At 47.0% G+C, this 26,252-nt stretch carries 26 protein-coding genes and 1 tRNA gene; 23 read left to right on the top strand and 4 right to left on the bottom strand.

Features of this window, described 5'->3' with window-relative positions; all coding sequences use genetic code 11:
• The first annotated feature begins 41 nt into the window (after positions 1–41).
• The 9 genes from pnuC to LJ740_RS05225 all read left to right on the top strand — a co-directional run bounded on the left by pnuC (position 42) and on the right by LJ740_RS05225 (position 8,462).
• Complete coding sequence (gene pnuC / locus LJ740_RS05265) at positions 42–641, top strand: nicotinamide riboside transporter PnuC (RefSeq protein WP_229527993.1); 600 nt, start codon at positions 42–44, stop codon at positions 639–641.
• Positions 641–1,423: a phosphotransferase gene (locus LJ740_RS05260; protein ID WP_229527992.1), complete on the top strand. Its 783-nt coding sequence runs from the start codon at positions 641–643 to the stop codon at positions 1,421–1,423. The genes pnuC and LJ740_RS05260 overlap by 1 nt, the downstream gene beginning before the upstream one ends.
• 5 nt (positions 1,424–1,428) lie before the next feature.
• Positions 1,429–2,277 (top strand): HDOD domain-containing protein, encoded by an 849-nt coding sequence (locus tag LJ740_RS05255; protein ID WP_229527991.1) that lies wholly within the window; start codon positions 1,429–1,431, stop codon positions 2,275–2,277.
• 105 nt (positions 2,278–2,382) lie between these two features.
• Positions 2,383–2,459 (top strand) — tRNA-Trp (locus LJ740_RS05250).
• Between the two features lie 59 nt (positions 2,460–2,518).
• Positions 2,519–3,097 (top strand): hypothetical protein, encoded by a 579-nt coding sequence (locus tag LJ740_RS05245; protein ID WP_229527990.1) that lies wholly within the window; start codon positions 2,519–2,521, stop codon positions 3,095–3,097.
• Complete coding sequence (gene rimI / locus LJ740_RS05240) at positions 3,094–3,549, top strand: ribosomal protein S18-alanine N-acetyltransferase (protein ID WP_229527989.1); 456 nt, start codon at positions 3,094–3,096, stop codon at positions 3,547–3,549. Before LJ740_RS05245 ends, rimI begins: the two co-directional genes overlap by 4 nt.
• 85 nt (positions 3,550–3,634) lie before the next feature.
• Positions 3,635–5,212, top strand: coding sequence for a peptide chain release factor 3 (gene prfC / locus LJ740_RS05235; protein ID WP_229527988.1), 1,578 nt, complete (start codon positions 3,635–3,637; stop codon positions 5,210–5,212).
• A gap of 15 nt (positions 5,213–5,227) precedes the next feature.
• Positions 5,228–6,964, top strand: coding sequence for an arginine--tRNA ligase (argS, locus tag LJ740_RS05230; RefSeq protein WP_229527987.1), 1,737 nt, complete (start codon positions 5,228–5,230; stop codon positions 6,962–6,964).
• A 592-nt stretch (positions 6,965–7,556) separates the two neighbouring features.
• The gene (locus LJ740_RS05225) at positions 7,557–8,462 is read left to right on the top strand and encodes a TolB family protein (RefSeq protein WP_229527986.1); all 906 of its coding nucleotides are present in this window, start codon (positions 7,557–7,559) and stop codon (positions 8,460–8,462) included.
• Positions 8,463–8,573: 111 nt separating this feature from the next.
• Here LJ740_RS05225 and LJ740_RS05220 read toward each other — a convergent pair whose 3' ends face one another.
• The 3 genes from LJ740_RS05220 to ygfZ all read right to left on the bottom strand — a co-directional run bounded on the left by LJ740_RS05220 (position 8,574) and on the right by ygfZ (position 13,456).
• On the bottom strand, positions 8,574–11,906 hold the full coding sequence (locus LJ740_RS05220; protein WP_229527985.1) for an amidohydrolase family protein: 3,333 nt from the start codon (positions 11,904–11,906) through the stop codon (positions 8,574–8,576).
• 127 nt (positions 11,907–12,033) lie between these two features.
• Entirely contained in the window at positions 12,034–12,519 is a 486-nt protein-coding gene (locus tag LJ740_RS05215) for an FKBP-type peptidyl-prolyl cis-trans isomerase (RefSeq protein ID WP_229527984.1), read from the bottom strand.
• A 22-nt stretch (positions 12,520–12,541) separates the two neighbouring features.
• Entirely contained in the window at positions 12,542–13,456 is a 915-nt protein-coding gene (ygfZ, locus tag LJ740_RS05210; RefSeq protein WP_229527983.1) for a tRNA-modifying protein YgfZ, read from the bottom strand.
• A gap of 109 nt (positions 13,457–13,565) precedes the next feature.
• On the opposite strand from ygfZ, the gene LJ740_RS05205 reads away from it, so the two are divergent.
• The 5 genes from LJ740_RS05205 (at position 13,566) to LJ740_RS05185 (ending at position 16,291) form a co-directional block, all read left to right on the top strand.
• Complete coding sequence (locus LJ740_RS05205; protein ID WP_229527982.1) at positions 13,566–13,832, top strand: FAD assembly factor SdhE; 267 nt, start codon at positions 13,566–13,568, stop codon at positions 13,830–13,832.
• Positions 13,819–14,241, top strand: coding sequence for a protein YgfX (locus tag LJ740_RS05200; protein ID WP_229527981.1), 423 nt, complete (start codon positions 13,819–13,821; stop codon positions 14,239–14,241). The genes LJ740_RS05205 and LJ740_RS05200 overlap by 14 nt, the downstream gene beginning before the upstream one ends.
• Before the next feature lie 4 nt (positions 14,242–14,245).
• The gene (locus LJ740_RS23265; RefSeq protein WP_229527980.1) at positions 14,246–15,118 is read left to right on the top strand and encodes a MaoC family dehydratase; all 873 of its coding nucleotides are present in this window, start codon (positions 14,246–14,248) and stop codon (positions 15,116–15,118) included.
• Between the two features lie 29 nt (positions 15,119–15,147).
• A complete protein-coding gene (locus tag LJ740_RS05190) occupies positions 15,148–15,642 on the top strand; it encodes a DUF7000 family protein (RefSeq protein ID WP_229527979.1) in 495 nt (164 codons plus the stop codon).
• A 97-nt stretch (positions 15,643–15,739) separates the two neighbouring features.
• Positions 15,740–16,291, top strand: a complete 552-nt coding sequence (locus LJ740_RS05185; RefSeq protein ID WP_229527978.1) for a cupin domain-containing protein — start codon at positions 15,740–15,742, stop codon at positions 16,289–16,291.
• Between the two features lie 86 nt (positions 16,292–16,377).
• Here LJ740_RS05185 and nadB read toward each other — a convergent pair whose 3' ends face one another.
• Positions 16,378–17,991 (bottom strand): L-aspartate oxidase, encoded by a 1,614-nt coding sequence (gene nadB / locus LJ740_RS05180; protein ID WP_229527977.1) that lies wholly within the window; start codon positions 17,989–17,991, stop codon positions 16,378–16,380.
• Positions 17,992–18,282: 291 nt separating this feature from the next.
• Between nadB and rpoE the strand changes: the two genes are divergently transcribed.
• The 9 genes from rpoE to pdxH all read left to right on the top strand — a co-directional run bounded on the left by rpoE (position 18,283) and on the right by pdxH (position 26,251).
• Positions 18,283–18,864, top strand: coding sequence for an RNA polymerase sigma factor RpoE (rpoE, locus tag LJ740_RS05175; protein ID WP_229527976.1), 582 nt, complete (start codon positions 18,283–18,285; stop codon positions 18,862–18,864).
• Between the two features lie 79 nt (positions 18,865–18,943).
• Complete coding sequence (locus tag LJ740_RS05170; RefSeq protein WP_229527975.1) at positions 18,944–19,549, top strand: sigma-E factor negative regulatory protein; 606 nt, start codon at positions 18,944–18,946, stop codon at positions 19,547–19,549.
• 97 nt (positions 19,550–19,646) lie between these two features.
• Positions 19,647–20,630 carry a MucB/RseB C-terminal domain-containing protein gene (locus LJ740_RS05165; protein ID WP_229527974.1) on the top strand — a complete coding sequence of 328 codons (984 nt, stop codon included), beginning with the start codon at positions 19,647–19,649 and terminating at the stop codon, positions 20,628–20,630.
• Between the two features lie 14 nt (positions 20,631–20,644).
• Positions 20,645–21,115 (top strand): SoxR reducing system RseC family protein, encoded by a 471-nt coding sequence (locus LJ740_RS05160; protein WP_229527973.1) that lies wholly within the window; start codon positions 20,645–20,647, stop codon positions 21,113–21,115.
• A gap of 189 nt (positions 21,116–21,304) precedes the next feature.
• Positions 21,305–23,101: a translation elongation factor 4 gene (gene lepA / locus LJ740_RS05155; protein ID WP_229527972.1), complete on the top strand. Its 1,797-nt coding sequence runs from the start codon at positions 21,305–21,307 to the stop codon at positions 23,099–23,101.
• Positions 23,102–24,016 carry a signal peptidase I gene (gene lepB / locus LJ740_RS05150; protein ID WP_229527971.1) on the top strand — a complete coding sequence of 305 codons (915 nt, stop codon included), beginning with the start codon at positions 23,102–23,104 and terminating at the stop codon, positions 24,014–24,016.
• Positions 24,017–24,697: a ribonuclease III gene (rnc, locus tag LJ740_RS05145; RefSeq protein WP_229527970.1), complete on the top strand. Its 681-nt coding sequence runs from the start codon at positions 24,017–24,019 to the stop codon at positions 24,695–24,697.
• Between the two features lie 13 nt (positions 24,698–24,710).
• Positions 24,711–25,586: a GTPase Era gene (gene era, locus LJ740_RS05140; protein WP_229528049.1), complete on the top strand. Its 876-nt coding sequence runs from the start codon at positions 24,711–24,713 to the stop codon at positions 25,584–25,586.
• A 29-nt stretch (positions 25,587–25,615) separates the two neighbouring features.
• Positions 25,616–26,251: a pyridoxamine 5'-phosphate oxidase gene (pdxH, locus tag LJ740_RS05135; RefSeq protein WP_229527969.1), complete on the top strand. Its 636-nt coding sequence runs from the start codon at positions 25,616–25,618 to the stop codon at positions 26,249–26,251.
• Position 26,252 lies beyond the last annotated feature (1 nt).

Raw genomic sequence — 26,252 nt, 5'->3', positions numbered from 1 at the left:
GAGAAAAAGCCACTTACCTTGATAACAACAAGAACACTCTGATGCTGATTGAAATTGCCACACATCCTGTCACCGAATTATTGGCAATATGCTGTTTTCTGACCTACGTGTTGCTCAGTGCCAAAGGCCTTATCTGGTGCTGGGCTGCGGGCTTTTTGACTTCATTTTTGTACACCTTTATTTTTATTGGCGCTCACCTGCCAGGTCAGGTGGTGCTGAATATTTTGTTTATGTTGATGTCTGTGTGGGGTTGGTCTAACTGGCTGGAAGATAAAAAGCCCGATGGCATAAGTGTGTTTACTTATGCGGACAGGCGTAAATTATTGATATCGGGCGTGATTGTTGTGTTGTTCGCCTGGGCCATCAGTTTGTTGCTGCCCTCGTATTTTGAAAGTGGCAAACCCACCATTGAAGCAATAGTTATTGCTTTTAGTCTTTATGCAACTGTGCTGACCATCTATCGCAAAATAGACAGCTGGTTGTACTGGGCCTTAATAAATTTCACCAGCTTTTTACTGTTTTACGATGAAAACCTGTGGCAGACATCTTTTATGTATCTGGGCGTTGCCATTATTTCTGTATGGGGCTTTTACAATTGGCGCTCGTTTCGCCGACAAGATGAGATGACAGTGACGAACTAATGTCAGAATTTTCAATCACTACCTTCCTGGAATCTGTTCTTGATACCCGTCACTTTCAAATATCCCCCTATGAATCGCAGGGAACCAATCTGCATTATCGGGTTGACGCCCAACAAACTTATTTTTTGAAAGTGTTTCAAACTAACCAACTGCAGGTGGTTTCCAGACCAAAACAGTTTCATATACAACGTCAGGTTGCCTCACAGGCATTAGCACCCAGGCCGGTGGCTTTATCCGGTTGCGAAACCTTTTGGCTGGAGGAGTGGGCCAACGAGGCGGCAGTTGAATCTGTCTCTGGTTCCGTAGACATCATTAACATCGCTGAATCCATGGCGCGGGTTCACAGCCTGAAAGTACAAGCTGATCATCTCGATATACAAGCGGAATGGCACCGCTATATTGAACTTGGTCAATTGGCTCTATCCCGTTACGGGCCAAAGATTGACAGGTTGCTGGCGCTATTTGAACGGCACAATGAGCGAATTTTTTGTCATAACGATCTGCATCGTTCCCATATCATTTTGAATTCCCGGGGCATGACGTTGCTGGATTGGGAATATGCGGCGCTAGGCAACCGCTATTTTGATCTGGCGGCTTGTATCCAGGTAAACGCGTTTACTGTTCAGCAGCAGGAGGTGTTTTTACGGCACTATGCGCAATTGGCGGGATTGCAGTTGCAGGAAACAGAGGTCAGAACCCATCAAATGCTGACGGTTGTAGATTTTACCGCTGAGTTATGGCATAACGCCTACAATCACATCAATAAATCTGTGAAGAAGTAAGGTTTATGGGAATTTCGATTACAGCTCAGGAAAAAGCCATTTTACAAAAAGTGGCAATTCCACCAAGGCCAGAAACGCTGATCAAGATTGGTGAAGAGAGTAAAAAAGCGGAACCTGATGTCAGCAAAATTGCCGCCATGATCACGGCCGATGTAGGTATCTCTGCCGCTGTGCTTCAGGTGGTAAACTCACCGGTTTTTCGCCGCAGTCGCGAAATTCAGTCTATTCAGCAAGCGGTAATGACGCTGGGCTTAAAACGACTAATGCCGCTGGTTAAGTCTGTTGCCTTAAAAACTGCCGTGGGTGAAACGGAGCAACTGGCCGCCTTCTGGGATACCGCATCAAAAATTGCTAATGCGGCCTCCATTGCCGCGGATTTATTGGACAAAACGGCTTTAAAAGATCATGCCTATATGCTGGGGCTGTTTCACAATGCCGGTATTCCGGTGATGATGATGGAATTTGCTGATTATTCAGAGGTGTTGGCAATGTCTGAGTCACAAGGTTGGCTCGCGGTCGCAGATGAAGAGCGCAATCGCTATGGCACTTCTCATCCCACCATGAGCGCGGTATTAGCGCAGAAGTGGAAGTTACCGGCAGTGATGGTAGAGACCATTTATTATCAGCAGGATGTTGAAGGCCTTTATTCGTCTGGTGAATTATCAGCCACCGGACTGGATTTAATGAGCATTTTGAAATTGGCTCGCCATGGTGTGCATGTGGAAAAAACAGATTCCACCTCAGACAGTGAATGGGAAGAAGTGGAAGATGCAATTATTGAACGCTTTGATCTGACCGATGCTGACATTGAAACCCTGAGAGAACAACTGTTAGACAAGATGTCTGAACAATAAGTCAGCGAACGGTTCATGTTGCGCGATAAAAGCCTTTACCTTTGAAAAACTCTCAGTATAATGCCGCGTCCAGTGTTAGGACACTTTCATCGTCTTAACCACGACAGGGGTGTAGTTCCAATTGGTAGAACAGCGGTCTCCAAAACCGATGGTTGGGGGTTCGAGTCCCTCCACCCCTGCCACTTTTCTTTCGACTCAAAATGGGGTACAACACCCTTTTTAGCACTGCAGAGCAGCCAGCATGAGCCAGGCCAAAGAATCCTCGAAATCGCATACCGAACTTCAAAGATACACGCTGAATGAACTGGGTATCGGTGGCTGGCGCTTATCCGATCCCGGTGCACTCAGTGCTGAAGTGGCTGAGTCTTTCGCTATCGTTAGCATCGAAACCTCGCAGTCTAAAAGCGATGTATCTGAGGATGCAGCGCCGGTAACAACCGCGAAAGAAAGTGCCTCAGATGTACTGAAACGCTTGTCGGGGGATTTATCGAAAGAACAACCCATCAAAAAAGAGCGTGCAGTACCGGAAAGGCAGGCACAACCCGAAGCGTCACCAGAGCCTGAAAAGTTGGATAAGTGGCTGGTGCAATGTGCGGCAAAGCCCCTACAATCGGATATCGAACTGGCTCTTAACGCATTGCAAATACCTTATGTTACCCGGGCTTATGATAAACCGGTGCAGTATAGCGGCGTGATTTCCGACAATGCGGAATTAGCAAAAGCCGCCGAACAGGTGTTTTCAGAACAGGCCCTGAAATCTTCAAAATCGAAAAAGCAATTGTGGCAACACTTGTCACAAGCTCAAAAAAGCCCGTCGTGAACCAATTACAATTTCAGGAAATTCAACCGGAAAATTACGATGCAGCCTTTAAGTTGCAAACTACTTGTCATGCCTTTCCCTGGTCACAAGCCGTGTTCGTTGACTGTCTGACGCCACCTTATTTTGCCTGGCAGTTGGTGGATGAGAATGACGCAGTCCAAGGCTATTATGTTGGCCTGCTAGCCGCGGTTGAAGCTACCCTGATGGATATCGGAGTGGCACAGTCGAGTCGCGGACAGGGGCTTGGTCGAGAGCTGGTAAAACACTTTCTGTTAGAGTGCAATAAAAGGCAGGCCCTCGATGCCTGGCTGGAAGTGCGGGTGTCCAATAAGCCCGCCATTGCGCTCTATCACGACATGGGTTTTGAGACTATTGAAACCCGCAAAAACTACTATCCTCTGGCGGACGGAAAAGAAGACGCCTTAATCATGAAAATTGAACTGGGAAAATAGGCCTTTATCCCCCGGTTAACTGGCTTTTTAGGGCAAAATCGGTATACTTCCCGGCCAATTTAACCGTTCGGAATGCTAACCTGTAATGACCTATCAAAAAGAAGTCGACAAGCGACGTACTTTTGCCATTATCTCTCACCCTGATGCCGGTAAAACCACCATTACCGAAAAGGTATTGTTGTTCGGAAACGCGCTGCAAACAGCGGGTACGGTCAAGGGCAAAAAATCAGGTCAGCATGCTAAATCCGACTGGATGGAAATGGAAAAAGAGCGTGGTATCTCTGTGACCACCTCGGTAATGCAATTTCCTTACGGTGACAACCTGGTCAACCTGCTGGACACACCCGGACACGAAGATTTCTCCGAAGATACTTATCGCACATTAACAGCAGTAGATTCCTGTCTGATGGTTATCGATTCCGCGAAAGGTGTTGAGGCCAGAACCATAAAATTAATGGAAGTAACCCGTCTGCGTACTACGCCCATCATCACGTTTATGAACAAGCTGGACCGTGACATTCGCGATCCGCTGGAATTGTTGGATGAAGTGGAATATGTACTTAACATTAAATGTGCGCCTATCACCTGGCCGATTGGCATGGGTAAGGAATTCAAAGGTGTTTATCACCTGCTGCGGGATGAAACCATTCTGTATAAAACCGGTCAGGGGCATACCATTCAAAACAGCCGCATCATTAAGGGGCTGGACAATCCGGAACTGGATGAAGCCATTGGCAGTTACGCCGAAGAACTAAGAGAAATGTTGGAACTGGTGCAAGGCGCCAGCCATGAATTCGATCAGGAAGAGTTTTTGCGTGGCGAATTAACGCCGGTATTCTTCGGTACCGCATTGGGTAACTTTGGTGTTGACCACATGCTGGATGGATTGACGGAATGGGCACCTAAGCCACAGTCGCGTCAAACCCACGAGCGTGAAGTTGCTTCTGAAGAAAACAAGTTTACCGGCTTTATTTTTAAGATTCAGGCGAATATGGACCCCAAACACCGCGACCGTATCGCCTTCTGTCGTATCGTGTCGGGTAAATATGAAAAGGGCATGAAAATGCACCACACCCGGATTGGCAAAGACGTACGCATCTCGGATGCCGTAACCTTTCTGGCGGGTGACCGTTCGGTACTGGAAGAAGCTTATGCCGGTGACATAATCGGATTGCACAATCACGGTACTATCCAGATAGGGGATACCTTTACCTCGGGTGAAAAGATACAGTTCACCGGTATTCCCAACTTTGCCCCGGAACTGTTTAAACGCATTCGTCTGCGTGATCCGCTAAAGCAAAAGCAATTGTTAAAAGGTCTTATCCAGCTGTCCGAAGAAGGTGCGGTTCAGGTATTCAGACCACTAATGAACAATGACTTAATCGTGGGCGCCGTCGGTGTGCTGCAGTTTGATGTGGTCGTAGCGCGTCTTAAAGCGGAATACAATGTGGATGCCTTGTATGAGCACGTTAATGTGACGACGGCTCGCTGGGTTTCAGCGAAACAAGAGAAACACCTGGAAGAGTTACGCCGTAAAGCACAGGCCAACCTGGCCTTAGATGGTGGTGATAACCTGACTTACATTGCGCCTACTATGGTCAACCTGTCTATTACTCAGGAACGTCATCCTGATGTGGTTTTCCATCAAACTCGTGAACATTAAGAACTGAGCGAACAAATGAATATTCAACAACAACTTTTAGCCCGTTTTAAAGCTGCGCTTGCTGCCATTGGCGCGCCAGAAGACGCACCAGCGCCGTTAACGCAAAGTACCCGCGCAGGATTTGGTCACTATCAGTTTAATGGCGCAATGGCGCTGGCCAAAAGCCTGAAACAAAAGCCTCGTGATATCGCTCAGTCTATCGTGGATGCTGTGGACCTGGATGGCATTGCTGAGAAGCTGGAAATCGCCGGTCCTGGTTTTATTAACATTCATTTAAGCCCGGATTTTATTGCCAGTCGCATCACCAGCATCAACAACGAAGCAAAACTCGGTGTTGTACTACCTGAATCACAGAAAGTGGTCGTGGATTATTCTTCTCCTAACCTGGCGAAAGAAATGCACGTAGGTCACCTGCGTTCAACGATTATCGGTGATGCCGTGGTACGCGCACTGGCATTTTTAGGGCACACTGTGATCCGACAAAACCACATGGGTGACTGGGGAACGCAATTTGGAATGTTGCTGGCGCACTTCAGCGATAAGTTGCAAGACAACCAAATGGCTGAAACCGCGCTGTCAGATTTGGAAGATTTTTATCGCGAAGCCAAAGTGCGTTTTGATGAAGAAGAGGGCTTTGCAGATCGCGCTCGCTCACAGGTTGTAAAACTGCAAAGTGGCGATGACCAATGTATGGCGTTGTGGCAGCAGTTCATCGATATCTCTATCGCGCACAGTGAAGAGGTGTATCACAAACTGGGTGTTACGCTAAGTCGCGACGATGTTATGGGCGAAAGTGCCTACAACGATCAATTGGCTGATGTGGTCAGTAAACTGAAGGAGCAGGGGCTGGCGGTTGACGACCAGGGCGCTGTTGTGGTGTTTATTGAAGAGTTGGCCGATAAGGAAGGCAACCCTGCGGTTTATATCGTTCAAAAATCCGGTGGTGGTTATTTATATTCCACAACGGATCTGGCTGCAATGCGTTATCGCTCATTTGATTTAAACGCTGATCGCAACCTGATTTTCACTGATGCCAGACAGGCACTACACTTTAAGCAAACCGAAATCGTGGGACGCAAAGCGGGCTTTAGCCGCCCAGAAACCACGTATGAGCACTGCCCATTTGGCATGATGTTGGGCCAGGACGGTAAGCCGTTCAAAACCCGTACCGGTGGCACTATTAAATTAGCTGACTTGCTGGATGGAGCCATTGAGCGTGCCGAAAAGCTGGTGGCTGAACGCGATTCTGATCTGACTGCGGATGAGTGCAAAGACATTGCTGCCAAAATCGGTATCGGCGCAGTTAAGTATGCTGATCTGAGTAAGAATCGTACCACCGACTACATTTTTAACTGGGACACCATGCTCAGTTTTGAAGGGAATACCGCACCTTACCTGCAATATGCTTACACCCGTATAGTCAGTATTTTCAGAAAGGCCGGTATCGAGCTGCAAACAATTTCTGCTCCGGTGAATCTGCAGGCAGAACAAGAGCTGGCATTGGCTTTAAAGCTGGGACAGTTCGTTGAGGCGCTGGACCAGGTTGTATCAGAAGCGACACCGCATGTTCTGTGTACCTATTTGTATGAATTGGCCAGCTTGTTTATGTCTTTCTATGAAGCGTGTCCTATGCTCAAGTCTGATGTAGCAGAAGAGGTGAAGATGAGTCGTTTGATGTTAGCAGCCGCCACCGCAAAGACCATTGCATCTGGTCTTGATTTGCTGGGTATAGAAACCCTGGATAAGATGTAAACATCATCGATTTTGCTTGTAAAAACCCGGTTCTTTTAACCGGGTTTTTTATTCTCGGGAAGTTTATTTTTGCTGTGTTTAGTTGGACCGTTGCAGTGATGTCAGTTCAACTGACAATTATAAACTGTACAATTAAGCCTGGTGCTCAGTCATCAGTCCTGATAGGCAGTAGTGATGCGTGCCATTATAAAGATTCCCAATGAGCATTAAGAACTTCTGGATATTTGAACTCCAGAAAAGCCAGTCCAAAACCCAAGATAACAAAAACCTTCGATAAAATGTCAATCACTATAATTCATCTCCTCAACAGACATTTAATTCCCCAAAATTGGTATTTCTGAGAATTCCGCACAGGCTCTTAAAGGGCAGGAGAACAATATAGGTTGGTATGGATTCTACAAAGCACAAGTGTATGAAATGTCCTAAAGGACAACGGCATCGCTTTCCTTTTTATTCAGACCAGTAGCGTGTTTTTCACGTCAGGTAGCCGAGACTTTTTGGGTTCGAACAATTTAAACTCTTCGCTTAATTTAACAGTAATAGTTTTGATTTCTTAGCTGTCAAAACTAATGCTGGTTTCGTAAGGACTAAAATGAACAAAATTTTCAAATTTGACCACCGTGACCACAGTTTTTTGAGGTTAGTGGCTTTGTCGTTTTTATTTGTCTCCCAGGCTCAAGCATCAGAGGCTGATTCTTACGCCCTTATTTACTCGTCTTTTGAAGGAAAAAGTCGTGAGATTTTTTCTACTGATATTACTGGAAAAAAGAGAACCAAATTAGCCAGTTACACATTGTCAGATGGTTACCCGGTTGTTTCGCCTGATGGAAGCAAGTTCGCTTTCTATGGAAAATATGATGGCTACAAAACCTGGTCTATTCATACGGCCAATATTGACGGCAGTAATGTTGTTAGGCTAACTACAGATAAAAACGTATGGGATGCTGCCCCTTCGTGGTCGCCAGACGGCCGACATATTCTGTTCTCGAGAAACAAAAAAAGCCAGGGTGGTAGTACACACGAAGAGATTTGGATTATGAATGCCGATGGAAGTGAGCAAAAACAAATTAAGGGACTGAGCGGGGGAGGAGCGTCTTTCATGCCTGATGGGAGAATAGTTTTTCACTCTAAAACCGGAGCCAGTGAAATAAGCATAGCAAATCGAGATGGAAGCAATATCATAACACTGACAAACAATGATGCTGAAGATTGGCATCCGGAGGTTTCCCCTGATGGAAAACACGTTGCTTTTATGTCAGACAGAGATGGAAATCGAGAAATTTATGTAATGGATATTGATGGGGAAAATGAAAGGCGTTTGACCAATAATGAATTGTCTGATTGGGATCCTGTATGGTCTCCTGACGGCGCGAAAATAGCTTTTGTCTCTGATAATGTTGAAGGTTTATATGATATCCATATTATCAATGTCGATGGTTCCGGTTTATACCAAGTTGTTAAAAACGGCTCACAGCCCTCCTGGATAAATGCAGAATAAAACCCGAAGATTGGCAATAAAGGTGAAAGGTGTTGCCAACTTCGATGCGAGTATAAAAAAATCCAGCTCAGGGAGCTGGATTTTTGTTTTGTAAGGTATCTTAAATTGGGCTTAATGCACCCAATGATGACGTTCCGATTTGGCTTCGATGGCGGCTCTGGTGGCTTCCGGCATAAAGGCTTCATTATCATCTTCAAAGAAGAATTTATTGCGTTTACCTTTTTTGCCAAACTCACTCATGGTAGCCGCATCAAAAACCCGACCATTAATGATGGTGTATTGCACCATTTCACTCAGGCGGATATCACTCAGTACATCACCTTCAATGACCACTAGGTCAGCCAGTTTTCCGGTTTCGATACTGCCGATATCCTTATCCATACCCAGGTGTTTAGCACCGTCTATTGTTGCGCCGCGCAAGGCTTCCCAGGCACTGAATCCACCCTGATTCATGATCCACATTTCCCAATGAGCTGCCAGACCTTCGCGCTGACCGTGGGCACCAATGTGTACACCTACACCATTATCGCGCAGCTCTTTGGCATATTCGGCGACAGCGACATGGTTATATTGATTATCCGGTGCCGTTGGGCGTCGGATAGAACGCTCATCCAGCAAATAGCTGGGGGTGTAACGCAACAGGCGCGGGTTTTTCCAGACCTCGGTGCGATCGTAGAAGTATTCTTCACCCATCATACCGCCATAGGACACCACAAAGGTGGGGGTATAACCAAATTTGGTGGCGGACCAAAGCTGGGTCAGATCAGAGTATCCACGGGCAATCGGTAAAGAGTGTTCAAGTCCGGTGTGGCCATCTACCATCATGCTCAGGTTTTGCTGCAACTTACCGCCGCCTTCAGGCACCACCATCATGCCCAGCTCCTGTGCGGCTGCCAGTATCTGCTGACGCTGCGAGCGGGCAGGTTGGTTGTAGCTCTTCACTGATATTGCACCTACGTCTTTTAAACGCTGCAGATGAAACAGGGCATCCTCATAATTGTTGACTATGGCTTTGTAACCCAGTGCTTCCGCGCCGTACAAGATAGTGCCAGTAGAGTAGATTCTGGGGGCGACGATTTTACCCGCTTTTTGTAATTCCGAAGCCGAGAAAATCTCTGTAGTGTCGTTGGACGGATCGTGGATAGTGGTGACACCAAAGGCTAACAGTGAGTACATTTCCCAGTTTTGCTGTGGAATGATTTCTTCACTGCCCTGACTGCCATGGGCGTGGGCATCAATCAGACCTGGAACGATGGTTTTTCCCTTTGCGTTTAGTTGCAATGCGTTTTTAGGAATAATGACATCGGCTTCAGCACCCACCGCAACAATGCGGTTATCTTTAATCAAGACTGTGGCGTTTTCTAATACCTCTTTTTGATTGTCGGCATTGCGCATGGTGACAACGGTGCCACCAACCAGGGCTACATGACCATTGGGTTTGTAGCTGGATTGAGTCATGGATAAATTAGTCTTGCTGGCTTGTTCTTCGCCACTTAACTCTGACTCTGCCAGGAATTCAAAAGAACTGTCCAGGCTGCGCTCGTAGTACCAGGGACCGTGAAACCAGCCCACCGCGTCACTTTTCGATGACCAGGATAAATACTCACCGGCTTCCTCAGAAATTTGTTTTACCGGAATATCTTTGGTGCCAGCGTTAATACTCAGGCGCATTCCCAGATCTGCAAAGGCAGCAACATACGGTTTATATTGCTGAGTAAAGGCCACCCACTTTTTATCCGGTGACAGACGGTATTCCAGGATGTTATCTGCACCGTACAGGTGTTCTTTTTTATCTTCGCCATCAAGGTTAACGCTCACTAACTGACGTTCCGGATAATCGCTGCCAGCGACAGATTCTGTGAAGTACACCCGGCTGTTATCGCCCGCAAAGTGTGGATTACTGCCGGATTTACTGACACGTTTGCTGCTATTGGCCGCAATATCGTGCACATAAATGCCTGGCTCTACTGACCACTGTGGCGATAACAGGTAGCCACCGGTGAACTTGCGGTAGGTGATTAGCTTATCGTCTGTGCTGAAACTGGGTTCAACATAGTGACCCGGATATTGGGTGATAATTGTACTGCGGCCACCTGTAGCAGGTACCGTGCGCACAGAGCCTAACTCAAGATCATGCCAGGTGGTGTAAACGATGGTTTTACCGTCATGGGAATAGCGCGGGTAATATTCATCATGACTGTCCTGGTCCGTCAGGCGCATAGTTTTACCTGATGCCATGTCTTTAACATAGAGTTTGCCCAGTGCCTGAAACAGAATGCTATTGCCATCCGGTGACTTTTGCGACCAGCGATGCATCTTGGTTTCAAATTGCTCCGGTGCCACATCCACATCGAAGCGAATGCCGTCGGCGTATTGCAATGTGGCATCAACATTTACCGGAATGGTTTCCAGTGATTGATCATTGACATTAATTTTATGGAATTTTCCGCCTGTCCAGAATACCAGGCTTTGGCTGTCCGGCATCCAGTCATAATAAGCAAAATAACCCTCAGACCCGAAACCTTCCTGCATATCGCGTTCAAGGTTTAGAAACAGTGACGTTTCAGTGCCGTCTTTGTTGTTTTTCAGAAATAAGCCGGTTTTGTTTTTAACGCGGCGAATAAAGGCCACATATTTGCCATCCGGAGAGGGCGTTGGTACGACGGCGCCGCCGGTGCCAGAAATGTAGGTTTCAGTTTCACCCTTTTCCAGATCGTAGCGTTTAACAGCAAAAATACCTTTTAGCGGATCGCGATTGTATGAGAAACCGTGTCCACCGACGGTGTTTTGAGTGTAATACAGGTATTGCCCATCTGGTGAAAAAGCCGGATCGGAAATGTTGTTTTGTTCTTTGTTACCGCTGGCCCGTTTGACTACCGGTAAACCTTTGCCACCGGCATAGTGATACAACCAGATTTCTCCGGCTGGGATACTGCGGGAAGACATGATGCCTTTCATCACAGCGATATACTGGCCATCAGGACTCCACTTAGGAGAGTGCAGAATATTGGCGTCTTCGTTGCTCAGCTTTTTAAGATTGGTGCCATCTATGTTCATGGTCCACAGATTGGAAATTCCGCCGCGGTCGGAAATAAACGCGATTTTTTTGCCATCGGGTGACACACTGGGCTGAATATTCCAGGCAAAATCCTGAGTCAGGCTGGTAGCATTACCGCCCTGGATGTCTGCGATATAGAGGTCGCCCAACATATCGAATACAAAGCGTTTACCATCCGGTGTCACATCCAGACTGGACCAGGTGACTTCATCTGTTTTGACCTTGGTTTGTTGCAATTCAAAAGGGGGATTTAAAACGTCCCACTCTTTGCTTTCTTCTGCTGCCGTGCTGGCTTGTTCCTGTGCGACTGTCGTTAAAGGCGCTAAACCCAAGCTCAGTAGCAGGGGCAATGATTGCAGGATCCGGTTTTTCATTCTTTTTTGCATTTTGTTGTTCCGGTTTGTCTTTATGTTGAGAAATGCTGTCTCATATTAACCTGGATTTAGCCGGGGCTAATATGAAAAAACCGCATTGTGTAATGCGGCTTTTATACTCATTAATGTATCGTGTGGATTAGTGCTGGTGTCCGCAGCCACCTTCACTATGAACATGGCCATGTTCCAGCTCTTCGGCAGTGGCTTCTCTGACTGACACTATTTCAACCGAGAAAGACAGATCCTGACCCGCTAACGGATGGTTGCCATCGATAACAACGCCTTCGTCAGTAACATCAATAACCATTACCGATTGCTCACCGTGGTCTGTGGTGGCTCTGAATTGCAGGCCCGGAGCTACTTCCATACCTTCGAACATGGTTTTTGGCACTACCTGAACCAGTGCATCGTGTCTTTCGCCATAGGCCTCAGCTGCTACAACCGCAACATCAAATTTTTCACCGGCGGTTTTACCGATTAACGCATCTTCCAGACCTGGAATTAAAAAGCCCATACCGTGGATAAAGACTAATGGCTCGCCATCAAAAGAACTGTCCAACTCAGTGCCATCACTGGTGGAGACGAGATAATGCATGGTAACTACATGATTGTTTTCAATATTCATTGTGATCCTGTCAGGATTTATTCTATTCGACTGAATAGGGGAGTGAGTGGATGCTGAGTCTGGAATCTGGCATAGACTTAAACCTCAACACGGCGTCATTTTCAATATCATTTGGCAAAACGGCAAATACCCAGGTAGTACCATCTTGCTCACTGCTGACTATATTAGCAATTGTGCCGGCTCGCCGCCAATTTTCTCCCAATTGCATCTCAATGGTGTCGTCTTGCGGCACCTTATCCGTTAATTGGCCCTGTAATATATAGCCGGCGCGTTTATTTTTACCCAGGTATTTGGCTCTGGCAACCGTCTCCTGGCCCATATAACAGCCTTTGGTAAAGCTGATGGCGTCCAGTGCCTGCAGATTTAACATCTGCGGAATGTATTCAGCACTGACATTGCCCAGCAGGTGGGGAATACCGGCCTGTATATCGGCCACTAGCCAGTCTTGCTCTGAGCCGGTATGGTTTTCTGCGGGCAGCGATTGGGACGTCAGACAGATGAATCTGGCGCTGTTGTCCGGCAGTTTAAAAACGAGCTTGTCCGCGATTCGGGTAAGCTGCATTTTTTCCGTGGGCAACTGAGCAGCGATTGCATCGTTATCCAGCCGGGTAGCACCGTCACCATCAAAGCCATACAGAGTGACATCATCGCTGATATCGGTAATATCCACCTTGGCGAATACCGCAAACTTTTTGAATGCCGCCAGACTGGCCTGCAGACTTTGTGTAAATCCAATCAATAAATAGGCGTCATCCTGAGCTAACAGATAAAAGCTACTGATCACTTTTCCTTTGGAGTCGCACTGACAGGTAAACTGTACCGCGTCTTCAGTAAGTTTGCTTATGTCGCTGGTTATCTGGCCTTGCAGATAAGTTTTAGCCTCTGGTCCTGCAAACTTTAAAACGCCAAATGTGCTGAGTGGAGTTAATGTTGCCATAATGCCCTAATCTGAAACTGTGTTTTATGGCGATCATATATTGGGATGATGTATCAACATGCAAGCATTTCGCGACGTTAATTGTTAGAATCCCGCCAGTGTTGAATAGATGTTAAATAGTATGGAATTTGAGAAGAAACGATTTTCCCGTCTGAAGTGGGCCTGCCGCCGCGGCATGTTAGAACTTGATGTCTTGTTTATGCCCTTTGCTGATGAGGCATTTGAAGAATTGAGTTATCAGGACAAAGAACTGTTCGAACGCTTACTTACCTGTGATGATCCGGATCTTTATGCCTGGTTTATGGGGCATCAGAAATGTGATGACAACGAGTTAGCACGCATGGTGAGTATTATTCTGAACCGTGTCAAAGTTTAGGATACAGGTAAGAGACTCCCATTACCGGCGCTACCTGAACGGGGTGATTTTACTGTTGATGGTAGCCTCTGTCTGGAGTTGGAAGTCGGATATTTTTGTGTATCAACAGTGGATACAGAGTTTATTTACGCTGTGCCTGGGCCTTTATTTTTGGCCTAAGCTTTGTCAAAAGGACCAAGAGCAAATCTTCCAGGTTGATGAGGATGGCAGGGTGATTTGGTTGCAACCCCAATCTGATATCAGCTGGCAAATCTCTTCCCGTTCCCGATTTAACGGCTGGTGGCATTGGTTGGTGCTGGAAAGCCCCATGACGTCTCCCCGTCAGCACCGGATGTTGTTCAAAGACAGTGTCAGCGATGCTGACTGGCGGCACCTTTGTCGCATCGTTAATCAGATCATCAGGAAATAACCTTGTGGCCATCAATACCCTCAGTGGAAACTCGCTGACGTTAAATCGCTTTCGTTTGCTGCAGAGTCTGTTCAAAGGCAATACAGTGACGGGGGCCGATACCCTTACTGGTAGTGAATGCCTGACGGCCCAGTTAACGCCAAAGCCTGGCAAAGTAACCCAATTTAATCAGGTGGTTGGCTGGCAGTCGTCATCGTATTTAGCACCTACCTGGCTACAGGTGGCAGCGATGCCCATGTATCTGAACCTCCTGTCCGATCAACAATTTCCTTTTTCACCGCTGGGACTGGTGCACGTTGAAAACAGGGTGACTTTATATAAGCCGTTACCCGTGAACCAAACGTACCAATTGCAGTGCCGTTTGGACAATTATCGACAACACACCAAGGGCGTACTGTTTGATATTGTATTGGAGGCACTGTCAAACAATGAATTGGTTTATCAGGGCAAGGCTAGCAATTTGGTGGTTCAGTCTGCGCAAAAGGGAAAAGCAACCAAGCAAAAGGTAGCAGAAAGCGATACCGCTGCTGGCTCGCTCATGACAAACACTGAATGGCATCTGTTATCTTCGGCTGGGCGTGAGTATGCAGCGGCCTCGGGGGACTATAACCCTATTCATCTGTTTCCTTTGGCAGCTAAACTTTTTGGTTTTCGTCGTCACATTGCTCACGGAATGTTGTTAAAAGCCAGGGCCTTGAGTACATTACTAAAAGATAACGACAGTGACCCGGTGGTGGCAAATATCGCCTTTCGTAAACCGGTGTTTTTACCAGCGAATATTACTTTGTGTTCATATGCTGATGCCAACTGCACAGCATTCAGATTAATCAGTGGCGACAGTGTACATGCTTGTGGTGAGCTACAGATTACCTCTTAATTAACTGGTTTGTAACAGGAGCAGGGAAGATGAACAAAGACAGTCTCAATAACCGAATTCAGGCTTATAAAGAGGTATTTGCCAGCGGCGAGATTCAGGCAACACACCAAAGGCTGGTTGCGGAGTTACAACGCATCAGAACTGAGTTTCACAAAACCTATAAGGCTGAGATGTCGGTGGCGAGTGTCATGCATGGCTACATCGATTTTACCTATTTTTATATACAAAATGACTTTCTGAAAAAGCGCAAGCTCAAACTGGCCATTGTATTAAACCATCAAAAAGTGCAGTTTGAACTCTGGTTGCTGGGGCAAACCAAAGACACTCAGCGTGATTACGGGCATAAATTGGCGGCAACTCAGTGGGTGAATTCCAGCACCATGCCTGAATACGCCATTTTTGAAGTAGTGATTCAGAAAACCCCTGATTTTGACAATCCGCAATGGCTTTGTGAATCTATCCACCGTGAATTTGTTTCGCGATTCAGTGAAATTACCGAGACCTTAAACGCGTTGGATAGCTGACGCTGTTCTTGTCGGTTGAAATTTAATCAGCTAAGGTGTTGCCAGAATTAGCCGTATTTGATTCTTACTGTGCAATATCAGACTTTGGGATATCGGTATGAAAAAGATCAGTTGTTTAATTTTGTTCATCATCTGCCAGGGCGCTTTTGCTCATGCGCCCAAAGTGGTGCCACCTGGCGCGGTTGAAGCAATTCCTTTCCCGGGTCACAAAACCCTGCTCTTAACCAAAGCTGATGATAGCCCCTCTGAAGTGGCAATACTGGAACTTGAATTACCCGCAAAGTCGTTTGGGGCACCACCACATGTGCATCTCAATGAAGACGAACACTTTTATGTCCTGGAAGGTAAAGTGGATTTTTTGCAGGAGGATAAAATCATTCCGGTGGAGAAGGGAGGCCTGGTGGTTTTACCCAGAGGATCATTACACGGTTTTTGGAATGATTCTGAGCAACCAGCCAGGTTATTGCTGGTGGTATCGCCTGGAGAATTCGCGTCTTTTTTTGACAATGTGGTGGCTGAGATCAGAAAACAAAATCCGGACAGACCTGATTTGGTGGGAGCCATTATCGCAAAAGAAGCACAAAAACTGGGCGTTGAAATTCACCCAGATAAAATGCCTCAGGCGGCATTAGCGTTAATGCCCAGGTAGCGAATGCGGACTGGCATGGTGGCATTTAATCCGACGGCGATGTCTGATTTAGCCAGTGTTGCTCAGCAGAAAGTGAGCCGTAAACGTTAATTCAGATATTCCGGCAGTTGCCCCGGTGTTAAAACTGTTGGTATAGCCTCAGGCAAGGCATCTGGCCAGTCAAGGTTATAGTGCAGCCCACGGCTTTCTTTTCGGGCCAGGGCGCAGTGCACCATTAACTCTGCCACAGTCACCAGGTTACGCAGTTCCAACTGATTGTTGCTGACCCGAAAGTTGGCATAATATTCCTGAATTTCCTGTTGTAACAACTGAATGCGGCGCAGTGCACGCTCCAGTCGCTTGTCGGTACGTACTATGCCCATGTAATCCCACATAAACAGGCGCAACTCGTGCCAGTTGTGCTGAATCACCACTTCTTCGTCAGAGTCACACACCTGACTTTCATCCCAGGCCTGAATCGGTTCGTCAGGCAGACTGATTTGTTTTTGTGCCATGATAGATTGCGCCGCAGCCCAGGCGAATACCACGCATTCCAGTAGTGAATTACTGGCCATGCGATTGGCACCGTGTAATCCGGTATAGGCCACTTCGCCGATGGCGTACACGTTATCCAAATCAGTTTTGGCATTCAGGTCGGTCATCACACCGCCACAACTATAGTGAGCGGCAGGCACCACCGGAATCGCCTGTTTGGTGATATCGATACCTAAAGAACGGCATTTGCGATAAATGGTGGGAAAGTGCTTAATGATAAATTCAGCCGGTTTATGGCTGATATCCAGGTACATGCAATCGGCACCCAGGCGTTTCATTTCAAAGTCGATGGCGCGGGCTACGATATCCCGGGGAGCCAGTTCCAGGCGTTCATCAAACTTGTGCATAAAGCGGGTGCCGTCTTTATGGCATAGCCAGGCCCCTTCGCCGCGCAGTGCTTCGGTAATTAAAAAGTTCTTTGCCTCGGGGTGATATAAGCAGGTGGGATGAAACTGATTAAATTCCATATTAGCCACCCGACAACCGGCGCGCCAGGCCATGGCAATGCCATCACCGCTGGCAATATCCGGATTAGATGTGTATTGGTAGACTTTGCTGGCACCACCTGTGGCCAAAACCACGAACTGACTTTTAATGACTTCTACCTTTTCGGCATTGCGGTTCCAGACGTAGGCACCCAACACCCGTTTCGTGTTTTGTTTGCTTTTGATCAGATCCACCACATTAAAGCGCTCCATCACTTCAATGTTGGGATGTTCTTTTACTTGTTGCCCCAGAGTTTTTTGAATGGCTTTGCCTGTGGCGTCTGCGGCGTGCAAAATGCGACGATGCGAATGACCCCCTTCGCGGGTAAGGTGAAAGCGGGTATTGCCTTGTGAGTCTTCTTCCTGGTCGAAGGGCACACCGGTATTAATTAACCATTCCATGCACTCTCTGGCGTGTTCTGCAGTGTAGCGTACGGTGTTTTCGTCACATAAACCTCCACCGGCAATCATAGTGTCCTGAATATGAGACTCAATACTGTCGTTCTCATCAAATACGGCAGCAACGCCACCCTGGGCATATTTAGTGGAGCCTTCAGACAATTTACTCTTGCTGACGATAATGATGTTCAGGTCAGCGCTGAGCTTTAGTGCCAGACTGAGGCCGGCAGCACCACTGCCGACGATTAACACATCACAACTGTATTGACTGGTTTCGCTCATATACCCGAAACAACTCTGTTAAGAAAAATCATGAAATACTAACATCTTACAAGTGAAACAGACAAAAATAACAAATTTTCAGTTGAAGCCCCTAAAGGAGCCTGTTTCTCCGTGACAAAACTTGTAGAATAGCTTTTTAGCCCAAATAGAAGGCTGACCAGCCCTTTATGGGGGCGATTTTTCAAATTTTTTAAAAATGTTTCGAACTTTTTTATTTCATCGCAGTCTACTTAAGTGCTTGTTGGAGCCAACAGCGAGTAACGGAAAGAGTAGTTAGGAGACCGGGCTCTAATGAGTGAGCAGTTTACAGACCAAGAGTTGGTTGAAAGAGTCCAGCGTGGGGACAAGAATGCGTTTAATTTGTTGGTACAGAAATACCAACACAAAGTCGTCAATCTGGTCTCACGATATGTAAAGAATTCCGGCGATGTGGCGGATGTGGCGCAAGAAGCCTTCATCAAAGCCTACAGAGCCATCCCTGGATTTCGGGGTGAAAGTGCGTTTTATACGTGGCTGTATCGCATCGCAGTGAACAGCGCCAAAAATTATTTAGTGGCGCAGGGGCGTAAACCGCCTGCAAATGATGTTGACGCAGCGGAAGCAGACTTTTACGATGGCAGTGAAGCCTTGAGAGAGAATTCAACCCCTGAACGGGAAATGCTCTCAGATGAAATTAAACGGATTTTATTTAGTACGGTAGAACAATTGCCAGAAGATTTAAAAATGGCAATTACCTTAAGAGAAATTGAAGGCATGAGCTACGAGGAAATCGCCAGCGTAATGCAGTGTCCGGTGGGGACAGTGCGGTCGCGAATTTTCCGGGCTCGTGAAGCAATAGATAAGGAAATTCAGCCATTACTTGACGCCCATTAGGGTTGGTATGGCAGAATTGTGCGACTGAATAAAACAGCGCAGTGGAATATCGGAAGCAAAATAAAAGCGAAGAGGCAATATGACGCAGTCTAAAATTGAAAACTTATCTGCCCTGGTGGATGGCGAGCAAACTGACAGCAAACTGCTGGACGAGTTGGCGAGCGACGCTGAATTAGCATCCCGTTGGCAGAGTTACCATCTGATCAAAGATGGTTTGCGAGGCGAGTTACCAGATTCGTTGAATCTGAACATCGCAGACGCTGTGGCTGAGGCAATTGAAAACGAGCCGGCGATTGTTGCTCCTAACCTGAAAACCCAAAAAGACAAAAAGTCACCTGTTTGGGGAAATGTTGTGCCTTTATTCCGTCAGGGTGGGCAATTTGCAATAGCCGCTTCGGTGGCGGTAGCCGTGATTCTGGGTTATCAGCAGTTCAATCAAACTTCCCAGGATTCTGATTTAAACATTGCGCCGGTAAAAGCAATCTCTGGTATTCCAAGCGGTATGTCACCGGTGAGCTTGTCTCAGGACCGCGCAGTGCCTAAAGCGAATGTTGCAGAGCAGCGCCGTAAGCTCAATGCATTACTGGCAGACCATCAACAACGTATGATGCTGAAAACCGCCGATGATGAAACGGTAATCGAAGCGGAAACGGATGAAGACAGCCAACAGCAGGAGCCAAAGTAAGCTTTCTGTTGTCAGCTATAGTCAACGCTTAGTTGTTCCGAATATACTATAAGGCCGATATTGTCGGCCTTTGTCATTTCTACTCCATGGAGAATCAATGTTAATTCGTATTTTGCTGGTCATGTCCCTGTTGCTTAATTTGCCTGCAATGGCATTACAGGGAAAGGTGATTGACGGGGTAAGTTACCCTGCCAACAGCGCCGAGGTCTGGCTGCAAAAATTCCGTGATGCCTTACACAATCTCAATTTCACCCTGTCGTTTGTGGTTACCCGTGGCAACGCAGAAACCCGGCCTTATATCTGGCGACACGGCATAGTCGATGGTATTTCCATGGAGCATCTGAGCCAGTTAAATGGCCCGGGAAGTGAAATTTTTCGCATCGGCGACAAGGTCAGTTTCTTTGAACCCAACAGCGTGGCCTTTAGTCTGCAGAGCAGCCATATCAATGGCCCGGTGCCACTGACGTTTTTTGAATCGCCGATCAAGCTGGCTGAAGCCTACAGTTTTGTGGTGGTGGGACGCACCCGCGTATCCGGACGAGCGGCACAGCAAATTCGTATCGTCAGCGAAGATGGAAGCCGCTACAACACCACTCTTTGGTTGGATCAGGAAACCGGTCTGTTGCTCAAAATGGACGTGAATAACGCTCAGGGGGACTTGCTGGAGCAATTGCAGGTTACTTCACTGGACGTGACCGAAGCGCCTGATGAATACTTTGAAAAGATCGAGCAATCCCGTCTGCCTGAAATTTCTAATTTACCAAACAATCCTGATCTACAGTTTTCCTGGCAACTAAACTTTATTCCCAAGGGCATGGAAATTATTCAAAAAGACCGTCGTCGTCTGGTTTCATCACGGGACGTGGTGGAATACCTGATGTTAAGTGATGGTCTGGTGGATGTTTCTGTGTATATCAGCAAAGACGATGGCACCGTTAAAGAAGGGGGCTGGCTATTTCATGGTTCGGACACCCTGCTATCCATCAGCAATGGCAATATTATGGTGACGGTAATTGGGAAAATTCCCCCGGAAACCGCCAATATGATTGCTTCTTCTGTTGGCCCTGTGCGCTCCTCGTAACCGGGAACTACACTATGCAGGAAGAAATCGCTCAGGTTGTTAGCTATCACAATGGTGTTGCTGAGGTATCTACCCGGGTGCAGAATACCTGTAACCATTGCGAACAAAGCAGCCACTGCGGCACTAGTTTACTGGCCCGCTATTTGGCGCCTAAGCCTGAAAATATCAGGTTACACACTCATCATCCCTTGCAACCAGGGCAGCAGGTTAAAATAGGTCTGCCTGAATCGTTGCTGCTGAAACTGGCTTTTGCAATTTATGTCATGCCCATTGTTATTTTGCTACTGAGTGCCACCTTGCTAACGGCCTTGTTTCCCGCGTTAGGGGAAATCTGGCTGATACTAATTTGTGTCGTTGCCTGTGTCAGCTGGTTTATTGTGTTGCGCCAGGGCATTCGTACGCAGCGCTTTGAAATCAGAGAACCTGAGATTATCCAGGTGTATCAACCGGACGAAACCCCGGTAAAATTCGTCGCGACACCGTAAATTCCTCAATTTGTTCAATTTTGACACGATTTTTAACGCTTTCTTTGCGGTTAAGTTCGCTTTCCTGAGCGGAAATTAGTAAAATCGCCGCCTGAAAAAATCCATATTGACTTTTTCCGGGTTGAGATTGTCAAAATTATTGAATCGTTCCCCGGAAACCGACGTTTTTTGTAGGTAGTATTTTATTCAATGCAACTAAAGCATATTCGTAACTTTTCGATCATTGCCCATATCGACCACGGCAAATCCACGTTATCCGACCGTCTTATCCAGCATTGTGGCGGCCTGACTGAGCGCGAAATGGCGGCGCAGGTTTTGGACTCAATGGACCTGGAAAGAGAGCGCGGCATTACCATTAAAGCGCAAAGCGTGACCCTGAATTACACGGCTCAGAACGGGGAAACTTATCAGTTAAACTTCATCGACACCCCCGGACACGTGGACTTTACCTATGAAGTATCCCGGTCATTGGCCGCTTGTGAAGGTGCCTTACTGGTAGTGGATGCCGGACAGGGCGTAGAAGCACAGACGCTGGCTAATTGTTACACTGCCATTGAGATGGATATGGAAGTGGTGCCGGTATTAAATAAAATCGATTTACCGCAAGCTGATCCTGAACGAGTCGCCAAAGAGATCGAAGATATTGTCGGTATCGAAGCCATGAACGCGGTGCGCTGCTCAGCGAAAACCGGCGTCGGCATTGATGAAGTTCTGGAAGTGATTGTTAACCAAATTCCACCGCCGGAAGGCGACGTTGATGGCCCGCTAAAAGCGCTGATTATTGATTCCTGGTTTGATAACTATCAGGGGGTTGTGTCTTTAGTGCGGGTGGTCAGTGGTGAGCTGAAAAAAGGCGATAAAATTAAGATTATGTCTAACGGTCAGGTGCACCAGTTAGACAGAGTGGGTATCTTTACGCCAAAAGCCACAGATACCGACGTGTTAAGAACCGGCGAAGTAGGGTTTGTTGTCGCCGGAATTAAAGAAATTCACGGTGCGCCAGTGGGCGATACCATTACCCTGGCCAAAAATCCCGCCGACAAAGCGTTACCAGGGTTTAAAAAGGTAAAACCTCAGGTATACGCTGGTGTATTCCCCATTAGTTCAGACGACTACGAAGATTTCCGCGATGCGTTGGCAAAGCTGAGTCTGAATGATGCGTCTTTGTACTATGAACCAGAAAGTTCCACCGCTTTGGGCTTTGGTTTCCGTATTGGTTTCCTGGGTATGTTGCACATGGAAATCGTTCAGGAACGACTGGAGCGTGAATACGATCTGGACCTTATCACTACAGCACCAACAGTAATCTATGAAGTAGAAACCACCAGAGGCGAGATATTGCAGGTGGATAATCCTTCCAAATTACCTGCAGTGAACGACATTCAAAACATCCGCGAACCCATCGTAGAGGCTAACATCCTGGTACCACAGGAGTATCTGGGTAATGTGATTACCTTGTGTGTGGAAAAACGCGGTATGCAAACTAACATGGTGTACCACGGTAATCAGGTAGCGGTTACTTATGATTTGCCTATGGCGGAAGTGGTACTGGATTTCTTCGACCGATTGAAATCTACCAGCCGCGGTTTTGCGTCACTGGATTATAACTTCAAGCGCTTCCAGGAAGCAGATATGGTGCGCCTGGACATTCTAGTTAACGCCGAGCGCGTTGATGCCTTAGCGATCATCACCCACAAAGAAAACGCTCAGTATCGCGGTCGTGATTTGGTGGACAAGCTAAAAGAGCTGATCCCAAGACAGATGTTCGACATTGCCATTCAGGCGGCGATAGGCAACCACATTGTTGCCAGAAGTACAGTAAAACAGTTGCGTAAAAACGTTACAGCGAAATGTTATGGCGGTGACGTCAGCCGTAAGAAGAAGCTGTTGCAGAAACAAAAAGAAGGGAAGAAGCGTATGAAGCAGGTAGGCAATGTTGAGCTGCCGCAGGATGCCTTCCTGGCGGTATTAAAGGTTGATAGTTAGATGGCGAATTACTTTTCCATATTTCTGGTGATACTGACGGTAGGCAGTGGACTGATCTGGTTGGCAGATGCCCTTTTATGGGCACCTAAACGCAAAGAGAAACTGGCCATTGCCCGGGCAAATACCAGCAACGCCATCGACGATGAAACCCTTAAGCAAATCGCACCTATTCCTTCGGTGGTTGATACAGCTCAGCAGATATTCCCGGTGATCGCGTTTGTGCTGGTATTGCGCTCATTTTTGTATGAACCCTTTCAGATCCCTTCCGGCTCAATGATGCCAACACTGTTAGTGGGCGATTTCATCCTGGTGGAGAAATTTACTTACGGTCTGAAAGATCCGGTCGCCAGAAAGCAGTTTTACGACGTTGGCACACCGGAGCGTGGTGATATTGTGGTGTTTAAATACCCGGAAGATCCCATGGTGGACTATATTAAACGGGTAGTGGCATTGCCTGGTGATCGCGTGGTGTATCGCAATAAACGCGTTTACATCCAGCAGGCGTGTGCCGATGGCGATGTATGTACTCTGAAGCCTGTGGATCTGAAGTTTGAAAACAACAATGAGTTTGAGTTTCATTTTAGCCGTCTGAATAAATTCAGTGAAACCATTGATGGCAAGACACACCAGATTCTGCAAAATCCGGATCGTCCATCAATGGAAATGGCCTATTTTGACCAACCCGGAACCGCCATCAATGAATGGGTAGTACCGGAAGGGCATTATTTTGTGTTGGGTGACAATCGCGACAACAGCCGCGACAGCCGTTTCTGGGGATTTGTGCCTGAAGAAAACCTGGTAGGTAAAGCGGTAGCAATCTGGATTAGTTTTGAGTTCGAACGCGAGGAAGGCAGTTGGTTACCCAGCTTCGTGCCTACCGGCGTAAGATTTGAAAGGGTAGGTGGAATTCAGTAAATGGATGATATCCGTTTTAATCAACTGACCAAAAGAATAGGTTATCAGTTTCAGGATCGCAGTTTGTTGGTGCAGGCATTGACGCACAGAAGTGCCGCCAATGAACACAATGAACGTCTGGAGTATTTGGGTGACTCAATCCTTGGGTTTATTGTTGCCAAGTATTTGTACAATCGTTTCCCGGAGCAGCCTGAAGGTAAATTGACCCGGATGCGCTCTACCCTGGTAAAAGGCGAAACCTTGGCGACTATCGCCCGTCAAATGGAGCTGGGGGAAGTGATCCTGCTGGGTCCTGGCGAGCTAAAAAGCGGTGGATTCTCGCGGGATTCAATCTTGTCAGACGCAGTAGAAGCACTGATCGGCGCCATTTATCTGGAAGCCGGAATGCAGCAGTCTGAAGAAGTGGTACTGCAATGGTTGCACAAAAAACTGGAAAAACTGGATCCTAACTACCACCCTAAAGACAACAAAACCCGCCTGCAGGAATACTTACAGTCGAAACATTTACCGTTGCCGGAATACGAAGTCACTCAGATAAAGGGTAAATCCCACAATCAACGTTTTTTTGTGAGCTGTAAAGTACAGGAACTGAATCACCTGATTGAAGGCGAGGGGGCCAGCAGACGCAAAGCCGAGCAGGACGCAGCTCAGAAAGTCATCAGGAAGCTAGAAATTGAATGAAACATATTGCGGCATGGTGGCGATTGTAGGTCGCCCCAATGTCGGGAAATCCACACTGCTAAATAAAATACTTGGCCAAAAAATCAGTATTACTTCGCGTAAGCCACAAACCACCCGCCACCGCATCATGGGTATTGATACCGAAGACAATAAACAGGCCGTTTTTGTTGATACCCCCGGTTTGCACAAGGACGAAAAACGCGCCATCAACCGACTAATGAATCGCGCCGCCAGCAGCTCGTTGACGGATGTGGGTTTGATCCTGTTCGTTGTTGAAGGCACTCGCTGGACCGAAGATGATGAAATGGTGCTGGAAAAAATTAAGCACTCATTTGTGCCATGTTGGTTAATCGTCAATAAAACCGACAAAATCAAAGACAAAGACGAGCTGTTACCGCACTTCAAACAGCTGGTGGAAAAGTACAAATTTGAAAAGATTATTCCGGTATCTGCCAAACAAGGCACTGCGGTTGAGGAATTGAGAAGCGAAATATTTAAAACGCTGCCTGAGTCAGAGCATTATTTCCCGGAAGATTACATTACAGATCGCTCGCAACGCTTTATGGCGGCTGAAATTATTCGTGAAAAGCTGATGCGCTTTACCGGTGATGAACTGCCTTATTCTGTTACCGTAGAAATTGAACAGTTTAAAATGGCAGAAAACGGCGTATTTCAAATCAATGGCTTGATTTTGGTTGAAAGGGATTCGCAAAAGCCAATGGTGATTGGCAAGGGCGGTCAACAGCTCAAACGCATTGGGGTGGAAGCCCGTCAGGATATGGAATCCCTGTTCGATAATAAAGTATTTCTGGAATTATGGGTTAAAGTTAAATCTAATTGGTCTGATGATGATCGGGCTTTGCGTAGTTTAGGATACGACGACAATTAGAATTAGCCGATTTAAACAGAGGTTACACCATGTCTTTAGCTGATATTCGACGGGATTATTGCAATAACCAATCTGATCTCAGTGAATTGGGTGAGGATCCGTTTCAGATCTTTGAGCTGTGGCTGCAAAATGCTATTGATGCCGGTATTCCCGACCCAACGGCCATGACAGTGGCGACAGTAGATAGCAGTGGACAACCTTCACAGCGTATAGTGTTGCTGAAAGACGTCAGCACTGACGGTTTTGTTTTTTATACTAATCTCGAAAGCCGCAAAGCCCAGGAACTATCCCACAATAATAAGATCAGTCTGCACTTTCCCTGGCACTATATGGAGCGTCAGGTGAAAATCTGTGGTGTCGCAGAGAAAGTCGGCATTGCCGAAGCCACCAAATATTTCCTGAGCCGACCTAAAGGTAGCCAACTGGCAGCCTGGGCATCGGCCCAGAGTCGGCCTGTATCCTCTCGCCAAATGCTGCTGCAAAAGCTGGAAGAAACCAAACAACGCTTCTCTAAAGGCGATTTAACCTTACCTAAATTTTGGGGCGGTTATCGGGTGAAAGCCCATGAAATCGAATTTTGGCAGGGCGGGGCAGACCGTCTGCACAACCGTATTTGCTTTAATCTGGTGGATGGCAACTGGCAAAAACAGCGTCTGATGCCATAAC

The organism is Planctobacterium marinum (genome assembly GCF_020687805.1).
Classification (GTDB): domain Bacteria; phylum Pseudomonadota; class Gammaproteobacteria; order Enterobacterales; family Alteromonadaceae; genus Planctobacterium; species Planctobacterium marinum.
This window is presented reverse-complemented; position numbering and strand designations above follow the sequence as displayed.